Here is a 13,910-nt window from a genome sequence, read left to right as displayed (position 1 = left end):
TAGCTCTCGTATACCCTCGTCGATGGGTTGGGTGTGCCGTGCCTCGTCGTGTCCACCGATGCGGCATCGCGACGACGGGCGGCTTTCGGATTTCGCTTCGAAATGGCGCGATTGTGTCGCGATGATGTCGGCAACCGTACGCTTGTCAGCATCTTCTGACGCGCGGGTAACAACGTGTAACGGTTGGCGGCGGGAGGGAACGGCGCGGGCAGAATGGTTACTAACGCTTTACCCGACACGTTGGGTACGTACTTTGCGCACAGTCAGTGCGCGTTGCAATGCCGCAATACGTAAGAAGGAGTCACTGTGAATCAACGAAACATCGCCAAATTCCTGTTGGTTTCCGCTTCGTTTCTGACCCTGGAAGTGAGCGTCGCTCGCGCCGACGAAATGGCGCGCGACACGACGGCCGAACCCATTCCGATCGTTTCCCCGGTTTCCCCGGTGGCCCCGATCACGCAGCCGCGCTCCACGCAATCGCCGCAGCGTTACGAAGGCCCGCTCGACCAGCGCACGATCGATCCGCGAGAATTCCAGCGTCGCTGAGGCGACCCGATGTCCCAAAGGCGTCGCCCACCCGCGATGCGCCCCGATACCCCAAGGCGCCACCTCACCCGGTGGCGCTTTTTTTGTCCCGAGCGCCTTTGCTGTAATCTCCCGTAATCATCGAATCGGGGGAGATGGATTCCTTGAGATTGGAATAATACGCAATAATATTGCGAACTATTAGCAATAACGGGAAATAATGTGCCAAAACTCGAACTGGACAAAATCGATCGCCGCATTCTCGCCTTGCTTCAAAGCAATGGCCGGCTGTCCAATCTCGAAATCGCAGAGCAGGTGAGACTCTCGCCGAGCCCATGCCTGCGACGCATTCGTCGCCTGGAGGAAGCGGGCGTCATTCGCGGCTATGTCGCCTTGCTGGAGCCCACGCGCATCGGCCTCGGCCTGCTGGCCTACGTCAATGTACGGCTAGACAAGCGCCATCCTGGCGATGGGCAGGGTGGCTCGGTCATCGAACACTTCCGCGCCGTGGTCGATACCTGGACGGAGGTCGTCGGCTGCTATGCGATGGCTGGCGACATGGACTACCTGCTGCGCGTGCACGTGCGCGACATGGCGCACTTCTCGCGCTTCATGCAGGCGCAGTTGCTCGTGCATCCGAGCGTGGTCGACGTCAAAACGAGCTTCGTCCTCGATCAGCTCAAGGAGACGACAGCGCTGCCGCTTCCGTAAATCGGCGGTGGTCGCTATTCTGACGCGAACAAAAAACCCGGCCAACTGACCGGGTTTCGTTTTTTCGGGGGGCGTGGGTGCGCGGCTCAGGCGGCGCGCTGGTTCGGCAGGAGTGCGCCGAACAGGCGGCGGGCGGTGCGAAGCTGACGCTTGACCGCATAATCGAAGGCGGCGACCTGCTCCTGCATCATTTCCGAGAGCATCGACTGCGTGTCGGCGGGGGGCAGGCTCAAATAGCCGTCGGCCTCGCCGTAAGCGTAGTTGATTTCCATGCCGGCCTTCTTCGCGATGCGCATCATGCGGGCATTGCGCGACAGGCAGTGCATGTAAAGCGTGTCGACGCGCTGGTTGCGGCAGTGGATCGTGGCACGTTCGAACAGACGCGAGCCAATCCCGCGGCCACGGGCCGATTCGAGCACCGAGACCCCGAATTCGGCGACACGCCCGTTCTGGCCTTCCGGCAGATGCGCAACATGAGCGACCGCCACGAGAGCCAGATTGTCGTCGTACACGCCAAAAACGCTGTCGCGCGAGAAGTCGAGGCTGGCGACGTAACGAGTGATCACGTCATCGGTGACGATCTGGCCGAAACGCAGCAGACGGTCTTCTTCGCCGAGGGCCAGGAAGTGGCGCTGGAGTCGATGGATGTCGCCGGAGGTCAGCTCACGAATCAGCACGCTCGACCGCTCGTTGGCGGCAACCGTCGCGCGTGCGACGTCGGGCGTGGGGTTCGGGGCAGTCATGGCGCAATCCTTGGGTATTCTTTAGTGCGTGCACTGGATTGTGCGACGCAAAAGAATTATACCTGATTGGCTAGGTGAAAACCCTAGTTTGTGGCGGGAGTGTCTGGAGGAAAGTGTCTAAGTTGCTGAAGAGCCGCGCCGTTTCTCGATGTCGCCCCCAATGACGTTCGACGATAAGTTGCTGCGAGGCAACAAAAAAGGGCGATGCATCGCCCTTTTTTTGAAAGTGAGTGACTACTGGCTAAGCGCGCGATGGCGCCGCTGCTGCGGGGATGGCGGCTTCGATCCCGCCCGGCAGCGGGGTGACGAGGCCGTGCTCGAGCACGGCGATCACCTCGTTGGCGAAATCGCGATATCGCATGCGACCGCCGGGCTTGAGCCATGTGAAGGTCCAGTTGATCATGCCGAACAGCATCATCGTGAGTGCCGTCTGGTTGTGCTTGGTCACCCGGTCAGGGAACGCTCGCGAGAGTTGACGGGCAAACGCCGCGACCACGTCACGCTGACGATTGAGCACGATCTCCCGTTGCTCGTCGTTGAGAAACTTCACGTCGTTGAGCAGTGCAATATGACGCGTCTGCGACGTCTCGTACTCATCGAGAAAGGCGCGGATCAGTTCATGGAACGTATCGCGCTCGGACAGCCCGCGGCGTTGGCCGAGCGCCTCGACCTCGGTGACGATCAGCATCAAGCGCTTGGTGTAGCGCTCGAGCAGATCGAACAGGATGGCGTCCTTGCTCGCGTAATAGTGATACAGCCGGGCCTTCGACGTGCCGCACGCGGCGGCCAGTTCGGACATCGAGGCGCTCGGATAACTCGCGTGTGCGAATGCTTCGGCGGCGACATCGAGAATCTGTTCGCGCTGCGATTCGTGATCGGGCGCTTTGGTACGTGCCATAAACGGGGGTTACTCCAGTCGTAGATCGCACGCGGCGGGCGCCGTGGTGTCGCCGCGCAACGCGAGCCGGCCTGCCGCGCCGAGTTCGCGGCAGCGCCACAGCAGAAAACTGTCGGTCGCAAAAAAACCTTCGAAGCGCGGCATTGCCTCGCCCAGAAAGGCGGCCATGGGCGTCCACGCGACGGGCGCCAGGCCGAGAATCTGGTCATCGATTTCGGCGAACGTCGCGCCTTCGAACGTGTTGTTCACCCAGCGGCGGACCTGCGTGTTCGCCTGCTTGAGCGCGCGCCATTCCAACGACAGACGGCCAATGCGCAGCAGCGAAATCGGGGCGATACGTGCAAATCGCTCGGCCAGCACCTCTGGCGCGTACATGCCGACGCTCGTCCGTCGCGTGGCGTCCTGCGGGGACCCGGGCGTCGCCAGATCGCTGCCACGCAACACGATCTCGTTCAGGCGTGCGGGCGTATTGCGCAACATGAAGGCCACGCGTCGCAGCGTGAGCTGGTCCGACGCACTGTCCCCATGCCAGCAGACCACCGCACTGTCGCCCTCGACCAAGCGTTGCAGCGACGCCAGTTCCTCGCGCAATTCCCCCGCGTAGTCGCGCCCGGCAGACGGCAGCACGCGTTGCCAGAATGCCGCCCGCTGCCGCTCGTTCTCGTCGATCTCGCGCAGCGGACCAATGGCCAGATCGTCACGCAGAACAAGCACGGGATCGGCGCGAAGCGCTTGCGCCATCGCCGCGCGCAACTGCTGCGCGGCGATATCGCCACAGACGACATGGATGGTATTCATGCCCGCTAGTTTACGGTATTCCCGCAACCTCGGGTTGACGCTCCCGTAATGCCCGAAATAATCGGGACATTGGCGGGATTTCACGCCTGTTCCCGCCGTGTTGACGTAGTGTTCGCACGACTTGGCAAACAGGCGTTCGATCCGCCGGCCCCGCTGTCGCGGCTCCGGCGAGTCGAACGCTCAACGCAGATTCAACGCAGATTCAACGCAGATTCAGCGCGGGTTCAGCGCTCATCGTAGCTCACCACAACGCGTTCCGTGAGGGGCCGTGCCTGGCACGTCAACACGAAACCTTGCTCGACTTCGTAGTCTTCCAGCGTGTAGTTCTTGTCCATCGCCACTTCGCCCTCGAGCACCTTGGCGCGGCACGTGCAGCACACGCCGCCCTTGCAGGCGTACGGCAGCGACAGACCGGCGGCAAGACCGGTATCCAGAATGCTCTGGCCCTCATACGGCTGACGCAGGCGGCGCTCCTTGCCGTCCATGACGACGACCAGCTCCGCCATCGGCGTATCGTCGGTGATGACGACCGGCTTCGCAGCGACCTGCGGCGTCGGTACGCCGAACCGTTCGACATGAATCTTCTCTTTGGCCACACCGGCGGCATGGAGCGCGGCTTCGGCGGCGTCCATCATCGGGCCGGGGCCACAGATGAACGCTTCGTCGATACTCGATGCCGGGATCAGCGTCTCAAGGAAAGCGGTGCACTTGTCCTGGTTGAGCAGGCCGTTGAACAGTTCCACCTCCTGGGCTTCGTCCGAGAGTACGTGATACAGACGCAAGCGGCCCAGATAGGTGTTCTTCAGGTCTTCGAGCGCTTCGGCGAACATGATGGCGGGCACCGCGCGGTTACCGTAGACCAGAGTGAACTGGCTGTGCGGCTCGGCGGCCAGCGTCGTCTTGATGAGCGCGAGCATCGGCGTGATGCCCGAACCGCCGGCGAAGCCGACATAGTGCTTTGTGTGGTCGGCCGACAGACGCGTGAAGAAACGGCCATCCGGCGTCATCACGTCGATCTGTTGCCCCGGCTTCAACTGATCGTTCGCGAAGTTCGAGAACTTGCCGCCCGGCACGCGCTTGATGCCCACGCGCAGTTCGCCCGTGGCATCGTAGTCGGGCACGCCGACGCAGATCGAGTAGGAGCGACGCGCTTCTTCGCCGTCGATCTCGGTCTTGAGCGTGAGGAACTGCCCTTGCGTGAAGCGATAGGCGTCGCGCAATGCGTCCGGCACCGTGAAGGCGATGGAGATGGCGTCGGCGGTCTCGGGCCGGATTTCGCGGATGGTCAGCGAATGGAATTGCGGGGTCGTCATCGTGGGCTTCCTTGATGCTCGGGTGCGATTGCCGCCGGGCAAAGTGTCGGCATCGCTACGCGCGAAGCCGGATCAATCGGGTCAATCAATAGGGCTTGAAATAGTCGAACGGCTCGCGGCACGTACGGCAACGGTAATGCGCTTTGCAGGCCGTCGAACCGAACGCGGATACCACTTCGGTGTCGGACGAGCCGCAATGCGGGCACGTCACGCCGTCTTTCGGGCGGCCGTAGAACGTGATCTTGCGGGGCGCGTCGGCGGCCACGGCGTGCGTGCCCGTGGGCGGCGCAATGCCATAGCCGCGCAGCTTTTCGCGCGCCTCGGGGCTGATCCAGTCGGTCGTCCAGGCGGGGGCGAGCACCGTCGTGACGTGCCACGGACCGAGGCCCGCGCGCGTCATGGCGGCGTCGATGTCCTCGGCGATCTGTTGCATCGCCGGGCAACCCGAGTACGTCGGCGTAATCACGATCTCAAACGCCGCACTACCGCTGGCGTTTGTGACGACGCGCACGTCGCGCAGGATGCCGAGTTCACGAATCGACACAACCGGAATCTCCGGATCGGGCACCGCTTCGAGCGTCTGCCATGCGAGCGGCAGCGACGCCTCCGAGGCCGGCGTGAGCACGTCGGGCGCAACGGGGGGAGTGAGCGGCAGATTCATGGTCGTATCGGCGAAGTGAGCGACGAAGGGAGTGGCGAGCGAATTCATCGTAGGCATGACGTGCGCGGCGCGCGGCGGCTTACCAGGTCGCGCCGGGATGCTGGCGAGCCAGCCCCTGCATCTCGCCGAGCAGATAGCTCATGTGCTCGGAGTGATGACCGAACTTGCCCGTGCTCTCGAACGCGCCGCCGACCGGTGCGTCGAGCGTTGCTTCTTGCAGCGCGTCGCTCACCGTGGCTTGCCAAGTGTCCTTCAGGCTGGCCATCGCGACGCCGGTGCCGGCGGCGGCCACGGCGTCTTCCAGCGCGTCCGGCTTGAAGATCTCGTTCATGTACGGCATCAGATAGTCGAGCGCGGCTTGCGCGCGGCGGTGCGATTCCTCGGTGCCGTCGCCGAAGCGCACCAGCCAGTCGCGCGCGTGGTGCAGGTGGTAATGCGCTTCCTTGACCGACTTGGCGGCGATGGCGGCGAGGTCCGGATCCATCGACTGCGTGAGGGCTTGCCACACTTCGACCATCAGGGCCGAGTAGAGGAAGTTGCGCACGATGGTCACGGCGTAGTCGCGCTCGGCGGCCGTCGTGCCGGCGGTCGGACCGTAGTGGGGCAGTTCGACCAGCGTCCAGTTGCGGAACGCGAATTCGTCGCGCCAGAAGGCGTAATCGTCTTCCTGTTTCGCGATGCCGGTCAGCGCGGTGTCGATCTTGGCGGCATGCTGATACAGCATGCGTGCCTGACCGATGAGATCGAGGCTCAGGTTGGTGAGCGCAATGTCTTCTTCCAGCACGGGGCCGTGACCGCACCATTCCGCATTGCGCTGACCGAGGATCAGCGCGTTGTCGGCGAGGCGCAGCAGATAGGACAAATGTTCCTGCGTCGGTTTCATGTTCTGGGGTCTCGCATGGGGCGCGCCGATCAACGCGGCGCGCTGCCGCTTACATGTGGTTCACTTCTTCCGGCAACTGGTAGAAGGTCGGATGGCGGTAGATCTTGTCGGCGGCCGGATCGAACAGCTCGGCCTTGTCTTCGGGGGCCGACGCCGTGATGGCGGCGGACGGCACGACCCAAAGGCTCACCCCTTCCTGGCGGCGCGTGTAGACGTCGCGCGCCATATGCAACGCCATCTCGGCGTCCGCGGCGTGCAGGCTACCGCAGTGTTTGTGTTCGAGGCCCATCTTGCTGCGCACGAACACTTCCCAGAGGGGCCATTCCTTGCTGCTTGCTTGCGTCATGATCGTTCCTGATGTCTTGTAAGGGGCTGCCGGTGACTGGGCGCGTGCGGGCTCAGGCGGCTTGCTTCTCGGCACGCTGGCGTTGTTTGGCGGCGTGCGCCAGGGCGGCGTCGCGCACCCAGGCGCCTTTTTCGTGGGCGGCCACGCGCGTGCCGACACGTTCCTTGTTGCACGGGCCGTCGCCGCCGACCACGCGCCAGAATTCGCTCCAGTCGATCTCGCCGTAGTCGTGTGCCTTGCGGGCCTCGTTCCACTTCAGATCCGGATCGGGAAAGCTCACGCCGAGCACCTTGGCCTGTTCGACGGCGGCGTCGACGAATTTCTGACGCAGATCGTCGTTCGAAATGCGCTTGATGCCCCACTGCATGGTTTGCGTGCTGTGGATCGAGTCCTTGTCGCTCGGGCCGAACATCATCAGCACCGGCCACCACCAGCGGTTCACGGCTTCCTGAACCATGTCGCGTTGGGCTTGCGTGCCGCTCATCATTGAGAGCAGGGCGTCGAAACCCTGACGCTGGTGGAACGACTCTTCCTTGCACACGCGGATCATGGCCCGCGCATACGGGCCGTACGAGCAGCGGCACAGCGGTACCTGGTTCATGATGGCGGCGCCGTCGACGAGCCAGCCGATCACGCCGACATCGGCCCAGGTGAGCGTCGGGTAATTGAAGATGCTGGAGTACTTGGCCTTGCCCGAGTGCAGCGCGTCGATCATCTGGTCGCGCGACGTGCCGAGCGTTTCGGCGGCGGAATACAGATAGAGGCCGTGGCCGGCCTCGTCCTGCACCTTGGCGAGCAGGATGGCCTTGCGCTTGAGGCTGGGCGCGCGCGAGATCCAGTTGCCTTCCGGCAGCATGCCGACGACTTCCGAGTGCGCGTGTTGCGAGATCTGGCGCACGAGCGTCTTGCGGTACTCGGCGGGCATGTAGTCCTGCGGCTCGATCTTCTGATCGGCGGCGACGCGGGCGTCGAAGCGGGCTTGTTGTGCCTGCTCCGCCTCGCTCAGGGCGCGCACACCCTTGGGGCTGTTGCCGGCCAGGTCGATGGCTTGCGTATACATAGAGGAAGGTCTCCGCGGCATGTAGGGATATGGAACGCATTATAAACCGACCGGCCGGTCGGTCAATAAATGTTTTCCATGAGATGGCGGAGATTGTTTGTTGCAGAGTATGGAGCGCCAGCGAAGGTGGGATTCGCCGCGCGCCGAAGGGGGGCGGGCGCGCGTGAGCGACTGGGGGGGGCGTGCGGTGACGCCGGAAAGCGAGAAGCGATGTCTCAGCGTGCGGATGCCGAGGCGCACCGCTTCAACGCCTCGACAAACGCCGCGGCGAGCGGCGACAGGGGGTCGCCGCGGCGCCATGCCACGCCCATCGGCGCGGGCAGCGGTGGAGGGCGCAAAGGCAGAATCGTGACGTCGCCCTTGTCGCGCAGGGCATGGGCCAGGCGGCTCGGCAGCACGGTAATCGCGTTGCAGGTTTGCAGCATCCCGAGCGCGAGGGAGACGGAAAACGCCTCGACGATCATGCCGGGCCCCGGCACGCCGTCCGCGAGAAATTGCGATTGCAGCGCGTGGCTGATCGGGGACTCCTTGGGCGGGAGCAGCCAAGGATAGCCGGCAACGTCGCGCCAGCCAAGTGCCGGCACTTGGGCAAGCGGATGCTCGCGACGGCAGATGACGAGCAGATCCTCGTGGAACAGCGGTTCCAGTTCGACCGCGCTGCGAAAATACTCCGGCACCAGACGTCCCACGACCAGATCGAAGCTGCCATCGTGAAGCCCCGCGGCCAGCCCGAAGGAACCACTCTCGCGCACGGTGATGACGCAACGCGGATGGGACTCGGCCAGCAATGCGATCGCCTGCGGCAGGAGTTGAGGCATGGCGATGAACAGGGCGCCGACGACCAGGCTCTCGCGGTGCTCGTTCATCAGGTCTCGGAGTTCGTCCTCGGCCGAGCGGAGATTGCCAAGAATCATGCGGGCGTGGCGGGCCAGCGTCCGACCGAACGTCGTCGGCACCATGCCGGACGCGGTACGCTCGTAGAGCTTCACCCCCAGTAGGTCTTCCAGCGCAGCCAGTGTCTTGGAGAGCGCCGCGCGCGTGAGATTCAGGCGATCGGCGGCCTTCGTCAAGCTGTGCGTTTCATCGAGCACCGCCACGGCCTGGAGGTACTTGAGCTTGAGGCGCGACGGTGGCGCCTGACCGGTTCTGACATTCATTTTCGATCTCCATCAACGCGTTACCGGTAACGAGGCGACGGGCCCGTTCTGTACGTAGCGCACCCATGAGTCTCGCGCTATTGGCTCACCATCGGCGCCCCCGACTGCGTCAGCCGTGCGTCAACCAATGGTTGATGGCTGATTCCAACAATTCACCTTCGCGGCAATGACCTGAACCTACACTGTCCTGCCAGACACCCGATGCGGTGTCGGGCGCAGGCGGTCGAGGCCATGCCCTTTCGTCTAATAAGTTTAAGTATCAATTATATAAGCATAAAAAATAATCGCATTCACGCGTCCCGAACACAACTCGGGGAGATGGCGGATGCGAAGCGGGCTGGCCCTATCGGGCAAGGGCCTGCGCAAAACCTGTCCTTGCCACGCATCCAGTTCAAATCAAGGGAGACAACGTGAATCATCACGGCATTTGGGTACGTTCATTCATCGCCGCAGGCCTTCTGGGCGGTGCGCTCGCCAACCCTGCGCAGGCGCAGAGCCATATCGAGATCAGCGGACTGCTGGGCGCTGGCGTGGGCTACACGAGCAACGTTGGCGGGGGCGTTGCTGTGACGGCAAACCCTGGCGTTCTGCGGCCGAACGCCCTGATCTTTCGCGGCGATGAAGACCTCGGCGGCGGCAACCGTGCCGTGTTTTATCTCGGCTCGCTGTTCAGCATTGTCAACGGCAACGTGTTCGGCGGTCCGGGCAGTCTGTTTTCCCGCGAATCGTATGTCGGACTGGCGAATCGATACGGCACGGTGACCGTCGGGAATCAACGCGACTTCATGTTCGACAGCCTGACGTTGAACCGCTACCCGGGGAGCTTCTTCGAGGGATCCTACGCCGCCCATCAGGGGCCGTTCGCGAAGTTCGGCGTGTCGTATTCCTCGCAAGGGTCGTTCGACTTCGATCGCGTGAATGGCGAGGCGATCGCCAACACCGTCAAATTCAAAAGCGCCGATTTCTCGGGCCTGACGTTCGGCGCGATGTACGGCTTCGGCGGCGTGCCCGGAAGTTTCGGCCGATCCTCCGCCAGCAGTTTCGGCATCAATTACGACTACGCGAATGCTGGCATCGGTGCGGCGTACACGATGGTCAAGTCGCCGCAAACGAACAACGGCAACGATGGCATCCGCAATATCGGTCTCGGGGTCCGCTATGGGTTCGGCAAGGTGTTGATCTCGGCACTTGCCACCCTGTCCCGAAACACGGCGACCGGGGCGCAGATCAACGCCTTCGACGTGAGCGTTGGATACGACTTCACCGCCGCGTGGTACGCGAGCGCGACGTATACGCACATGCGCGGCAACGCCCAGCTGAACGACAACCGCGCCAATCAACTCACGTCCCTTGTCGGCTACCGGCTGTCGAAGCGTACGACGCTGTACGTCGACGCCGCGCTGCAAATCGCTTCAGGCAACGGTGCGATGGCGCAAGTGAACGCGTCGGCCGGCCCTGCGAGCGGCGGTCACCAGTTCGTCAGTACCGTCAGCATCCAACACACCTTTTGACGCGTTGTCGCCCCCAAGGAGGTCTGATATGAACAACGAGATGCAGCGAAACCGGCGCAATCTTCTCAAAGCCTGCGGCGCCGTGGCTGGCAGCATGATGGTTCCCGCGCTGCTGGCGCCGGTGTCGGCGGCGTTGCACGCGGCGGAACGGCCTTCGCAGCCTGCCCAGCCAGAGCGAGACGAGTTCATCTTGCGCGGTGGGTACGTGCTGACAATGGATTCGTCACTCGGCGAATTCCCCGTGGGCGACGTGCACGTAAAGGGCGGTGCCATCGTCGCCGTGGCCGCGCGCGTTGATCTGCCGAACGTGCGAATCATCGACGCGAGCCGTACGATCGTCATGCCGGGGTTCGTGGACACGCATCAACACATGTGGACGAGCCTGTTGCGCGGCTCCCTGCGCGGCGACGATCCGACCTTCGGCTATTTCCCGAGCAAGGCCCGTGCCGGTGCCGTCATGACGCCGGAGGACATCTACCACTCGGTGCGTTTCGGGTTGGCGCAGAACCTGATGTCCGGCATCACCACCGTGCACGACTTTTGTCACAACGTGCGCTCGCCAGCGCATGCGCGGGCGGATCTACAGGCGCTGGAGGATCTTGGCGTTCGCGCCCGATTCTCATACGGGCGCTTCGGCGAGCCGTCATCGCAGCCTATGGACTGGCAGGATGTCGAGCGAGTCCGGCAGGCGATATTGCCGAAGCGTCCGCGGCTGACATTGGGCGTTGTCGTCGCACCGGTGACGGAAAAAGACGGTTCGATGCGCGCCAGCGTATTCGATGATCTCAGCACGTCGATGGCGCATGCCCAGGCCATGCAGCTTCCTTACACGCTGCACTACGGGAATCTGACGCACGGCATTATCGACGTGATGGCCAGGCATCAATGGCTGAATTCGGACCTGCTGCTGGTGCATCCGCAAGGGTTCACGGCGGCGGAGCGCCAGACGCTCGCGGCATCGAACGTGCGCATCAGTATCGCGCCCGCCATCGAGCTGCAGTACTCCACGGTGAGAAGTGGATATACCCAATTTGCGGAAATGGAAGCGCTTCACGCGCAAATGGGGCTTTCGACCGATTCTTCGGCGGCATCGGCCAATGCCAACTTCTTCAACGAAATGCGGGCCCTGCTGTGGGCACACAAGTCGAGAAGCGACACGAACGTCAAACTTACGCCGCGCCGGTTGGTGGAACTCGCGACCATCGAGGGTGCGCGCACGCTCAATCTTGCCGATCGCACTGGGTCATTGTCCCCGGGAAAACGCGCCGACATCGTGCTTGTTCGCATGGATGACCTGGATATCGCCCCCGTATTCGACCCGTTCAATTCACTGGTGTATTCGGGGCAGCCGGAGAATGTCGATACGGTGATCGTGGACGGCCGCATTTTGCGGCAAGGCGGCCGGTTCCTTACGTTCGATGTTGGCGAGGTCGTTCGTAACGCCACCCGTTCGGCCGTGCGTTTGCGACGCGAGGCGGGATTGGCGTAGCGCGCTCGGCAGGCGGCTTGCGCATGCCGGTTTTCCGTCCAGGCGGACGACGGGCGTGCGCCGAGCCGACTGCGCGTCTTGGATGGGGGGCGAAGGTGAGGTTGAGGGCTAAGAGGGAAGGGTGATGCGTGAGAGGTGAGAGGCGAAAAGCGAGAAGTGCGAGGGGAGAGGGAGGATGGGTGAGGGGGAGGGGGAAGGTGTGGGCGGCGCTGCCGCCGAAGGGCGCGTTTCACGGCGCGCCAGCGTTAGATCGGGGCGCGGATTGGGGGCGCTACGGTTCAGGTTTTCGTGGGGGGGCGCACCGTTTCAAAGCAGGTCGTCGCTCGGCAGCAACGTGACGGCGCCTGCCACCGCATTGCGCCAGAATGACGCATAGGGTTCAACGTCGAAGGTGCGCGGTTGACCATTCTCCTCGCCGATCCAGCGCAGCGCCGGAAGCGTCGGCGGGGTGATCGGCGGTGGCGTGGCGTGGTTGGCGGGTGCCAACTCGACGCGAAAACTGGCATGGGGTGACGTCGCCCGGTCGAAAATCCGTGCCATGTGCTCGGCAAAATCCGGGCTGTGGATCACGATCGCTAATTCCGTATTCAGACGCACCGACCGCGGGTCCAGATTAAACGAACCGAGGACGACGTCACGCCGGTCGATGACATAGACCTTGCCGTGCAGGCTGGCACGCGACGTGCTGCCGAACGAGACGCGTCGCAGCGAGCGGGCTCCGTTATTCGTGCGCATCGGCTTGAACTCGTATAGCGCGACGCCGGCTTGCAGCAACGCCGTGCGATAGCGTGCATAGCCGGCGTGGACTGCCACGACGTCGGTCGCCGCGAGAGAGTTCGTCAGCACGCGTACCTTGACGCCGCGCTGCGTGAGCGTCGACAGAAACCTTACGCCGCCGTCCAGCGGGACGAAGTACGGGGAAATGATCAGAACCTCTTGCTGGGCATTCGCCGCCAACTGGCGCAGCTTGTGTCCGGGTGCGCTCTGGGTCTCGGCGGCAGGGGTGTCTATTTTGTCGGGACCGTCGGCCGCAAGCTCGGCGGGCGCCCAGAAGAGCGGGAGCTTGCCGTTGTGCAGACGCTCGGCGAGCGGGGGCGGGTGAAGCGCCAGATGTCCCGCGGGCGTTCGGTCGGTGTCGCGCCAGTGGCGTGCCAACGCGTCGCGCGTGGCGTCGAGCGTTGCTTCGTCGATCTTCGACTGAACCTGCTTGAGCGGATAAGACTGTTGGCTCGTCCAGAAGTGGTCGAAGCTACGGGAGACGGCGTCGACGATCGGGCCGGCACAGAGCAGATCGAAGTCGCGGAAGGACAATTCGGGATTGGCGTCGAAATACTCATCGCCCAGATTGCGGCCGCCCACGATGGCCAGCTGATTGTCGGCGACCAGCGCCTTGTTGTGCATGCGGCGGTTGAGCTGGTCGAACCGGGTGAGCAGATTGCCCGCTCGTTCGATAAGCGTGGTGTCGCGGGTGCCGAATGGGTTGAAGACGCGGATCTCGATGTTGGGATGTTGATCGAGCGCCGCAAACGCCGGGTCGGTATGGCGACGGTTGATGTCGTCGACCAGCATGCGTATGCGTACGCCGCGGTTGGCGGCGTCGAGCAGCGCCTGGAGCAGGAGGCGGCCGGTGACGTCCTCGCCGGCGCTGTAGTACTGAACGTCCAGACTGTGCTGTGCGGCCTGAACCAGTGCGAGGCGGGTGGTGAATGCGTCGGAGCCGGTGGCGAGGAGTTGGAAGCCGGACTGGCCCGAATGGGCGCGGACGGCCGTGGCCAGGGTGCTGGCGAGCGTGCCGGGCGTAGCGGCCGAGGTATG

Annotated in this window: 14 protein-coding genes (1 of these 14 only partly in view); 4 read left to right on the top strand and 10 right to left on the bottom strand. The window is 63.5% G+C overall.

The window, feature by feature from the left end; translation table 11 throughout:
* Positions 1-306: 306 nt before the first annotated feature.
* The gene (locus BGP02_RS08420; protein ID WP_017234983.1) at positions 307-546 is read left to right on the top strand and encodes a hypothetical protein; all 240 of its coding nucleotides are present in this window, start codon (positions 307-309) and stop codon (positions 544-546) included.
* 201 nt (positions 547-747) lie between these two features.
* A complete protein-coding gene (locus BGP02_RS08415) occupies positions 748-1,236 on the top strand; it encodes an Lrp/AsnC family transcriptional regulator (RefSeq protein WP_017234984.1) in 489 nt (162 codons plus the stop codon).
* A gap of 86 nt (positions 1,237-1,322) precedes the next feature.
* Here BGP02_RS08415 and BGP02_RS08410 read toward each other — a convergent pair whose 3' ends face one another.
* The 9 genes from BGP02_RS08410 to BGP02_RS08370 form a co-directional block, all read right to left on the bottom strand.
* Positions 1,323-1,979: a GNAT family N-acetyltransferase gene (locus tag BGP02_RS08410; RefSeq protein WP_017234985.1), complete on the bottom strand. Its 657-nt coding sequence runs from the start codon at positions 1,977-1,979 to the stop codon at positions 1,323-1,325.
* Positions 1,980-2,220: 241 nt separating this feature from the next.
* Positions 2,221-2,877 carry a TetR/AcrR family transcriptional regulator gene (locus BGP02_RS08405; protein ID WP_017234986.1) on the bottom strand — a complete coding sequence of 219 codons (657 nt, stop codon included), beginning with the start codon at positions 2,875-2,877 and terminating at the stop codon, positions 2,221-2,223.
* Between the two features lie 9 nt (positions 2,878-2,886).
* Positions 2,887-3,675, bottom strand: coding sequence for a DUF1835 domain-containing protein (locus tag BGP02_RS08400; protein WP_017234987.1), 789 nt, complete (start codon positions 3,673-3,675; stop codon positions 2,887-2,889).
* A gap of 224 nt (positions 3,676-3,899) precedes the next feature.
* Positions 3,900-4,988: a 1,2-phenylacetyl-CoA epoxidase subunit PaaE gene (paaE, locus tag BGP02_RS08395; protein ID WP_150564610.1), complete on the bottom strand. Its 1,089-nt coding sequence runs from the start codon at positions 4,986-4,988 to the stop codon at positions 3,900-3,902.
* Between the two features lie 85 nt (positions 4,989-5,073).
* Positions 5,074-5,649, bottom strand: a complete 576-nt coding sequence (gene paaD, locus BGP02_RS08390; protein ID WP_026132152.1) for a 1,2-phenylacetyl-CoA epoxidase subunit PaaD — start codon at positions 5,647-5,649, stop codon at positions 5,074-5,076.
* A gap of 79 nt (positions 5,650-5,728) precedes the next feature.
* Complete coding sequence (gene paaC, locus BGP02_RS08385; RefSeq protein WP_286798362.1) at positions 5,729-6,532, bottom strand: 1,2-phenylacetyl-CoA epoxidase subunit PaaC; 804 nt, start codon at positions 6,530-6,532, stop codon at positions 5,729-5,731.
* Between the two features lie 49 nt (positions 6,533-6,581).
* Positions 6,582-6,878, bottom strand: coding sequence for a 1,2-phenylacetyl-CoA epoxidase subunit PaaB (gene paaB, locus BGP02_RS08380; RefSeq protein WP_017234991.1), 297 nt, complete (start codon positions 6,876-6,878; stop codon positions 6,582-6,584).
* Between the two features lie 52 nt (positions 6,879-6,930).
* The gene (gene paaA / locus BGP02_RS08375; RefSeq protein WP_017234992.1) at positions 6,931-7,938 is read right to left on the bottom strand and encodes a 1,2-phenylacetyl-CoA epoxidase subunit PaaA; all 1,008 of its coding nucleotides are present in this window, start codon (positions 7,936-7,938) and stop codon (positions 6,931-6,933) included.
* Positions 7,939-8,153: 215 nt separating this feature from the next.
* On the bottom strand, positions 8,154-9,095 hold the full coding sequence (locus tag BGP02_RS08370) for a LysR family transcriptional regulator (protein ID WP_017234993.1): 942 nt from the start codon (positions 9,093-9,095) through the stop codon (positions 8,154-8,156).
* A gap of 410 nt (positions 9,096-9,505) precedes the next feature.
* On the opposite strand from BGP02_RS08370, the gene BGP02_RS08365 reads away from it, so the two are divergent.
* Positions 9,506-10,606: a porin gene (locus BGP02_RS08365; RefSeq protein WP_286798361.1), complete on the top strand. Its 1,101-nt coding sequence runs from the start codon at positions 9,506-9,508 to the stop codon at positions 10,604-10,606.
* Positions 10,607-10,634: 28 nt separating this feature from the next.
* A complete protein-coding gene (locus BGP02_RS08360) occupies positions 10,635-12,095 on the top strand; it encodes an amidohydrolase family protein (RefSeq protein ID WP_017234995.1) in 1,461 nt (486 codons plus the stop codon).
* 306 nt (positions 12,096-12,401) lie between these two features.
* Here BGP02_RS08360 and BGP02_RS08355 read toward each other — a convergent pair whose 3' ends face one another.
* A protein-coding gene (locus BGP02_RS08355) for a phospholipase D family protein (protein WP_286798360.1) crosses the window boundary here: on the bottom strand, positions 12,402-13,910 show its 3' portion. The gene runs 135 nt beyond the window's last position; 1,509 of the gene's 1,644 nt are visible here — the last part of the coding sequence; its start codon lies off the right edge, out of view — the gene reads right to left on this strand; the stop codon is at positions 12,402-12,404.

This window comes from Pandoraea sp. 64-18, from assembly GCF_001899225.1.
GTDB classification, from domain to species: Bacteria; Pseudomonadota; Gammaproteobacteria; order Burkholderiales; family Burkholderiaceae; genus Pandoraea; species Pandoraea cepalis.
The sequence above is the reverse complement of the archived record's forward strand: the minus strand, read 5'-3'. Positions and strand labels throughout refer to the sequence as shown.

Bases quoted from the DNA above. Each gene is read 5' to 3' on its own strand.
- BGP02_RS08410 (WP_017234985.1), bottom strand. From the start codon at position 1,979: ATGACTGCCCCGAACCCCACGCCCGACGTCGCACGCGCGACGGTTGCC.
- BGP02_RS08405 (WP_017234986.1), bottom strand. From the start codon at position 2,877: ATGGCACGTACCAAAGCGCCCGATCACGAATCGCAGCGCGAACAGATT.
- BGP02_RS08400 (WP_017234987.1), bottom strand. From the start codon at position 3,675: ATGAATACCATCCATGTCGTCTGTGGCGATATCGCCGCGCAGCAGTTG.
- paaE (WP_150564610.1), bottom strand. From the start codon at position 4,988: ATGACGACCCCGCAATTCCATTCGCTGACCATCCGCGAAATCCGGCCC.
- paaD (WP_026132152.1), bottom strand. From the start codon at position 5,649: ATGAATCTGCCGCTCACTCCCCCCGTTGCGCCCGACGTGCTCACGCCG.
- paaC (WP_286798362.1), bottom strand. From the start codon at position 6,532: ATGAAACCGACGCAGGAACATTTGTCCTATCTGCTGCGCCTCGCCGAC.
- paaB (WP_017234991.1), bottom strand. From the start codon at position 6,878: ATGACGCAAGCAAGCAGCAAGGAATGGCCCCTCTGGGAAGTGTTCGTG.
- paaA (WP_017234992.1), bottom strand. From the start codon at position 7,938: ATGTATACGCAAGCCATCGACCTGGCCGGCAACAGCCCCAAGGGTGTG.
- BGP02_RS08370 (WP_017234993.1), bottom strand. From the start codon at position 9,095: ATGAATGTCAGAACCGGTCAGGCGCCACCGTCGCGCCTCAAGCTCAAG.
- BGP02_RS08360 (WP_017234995.1), top strand. From the start codon at position 10,635: ATGAACAACGAGATGCAGCGAAACCGGCGCAATCTTCTCAAAGCCTGC.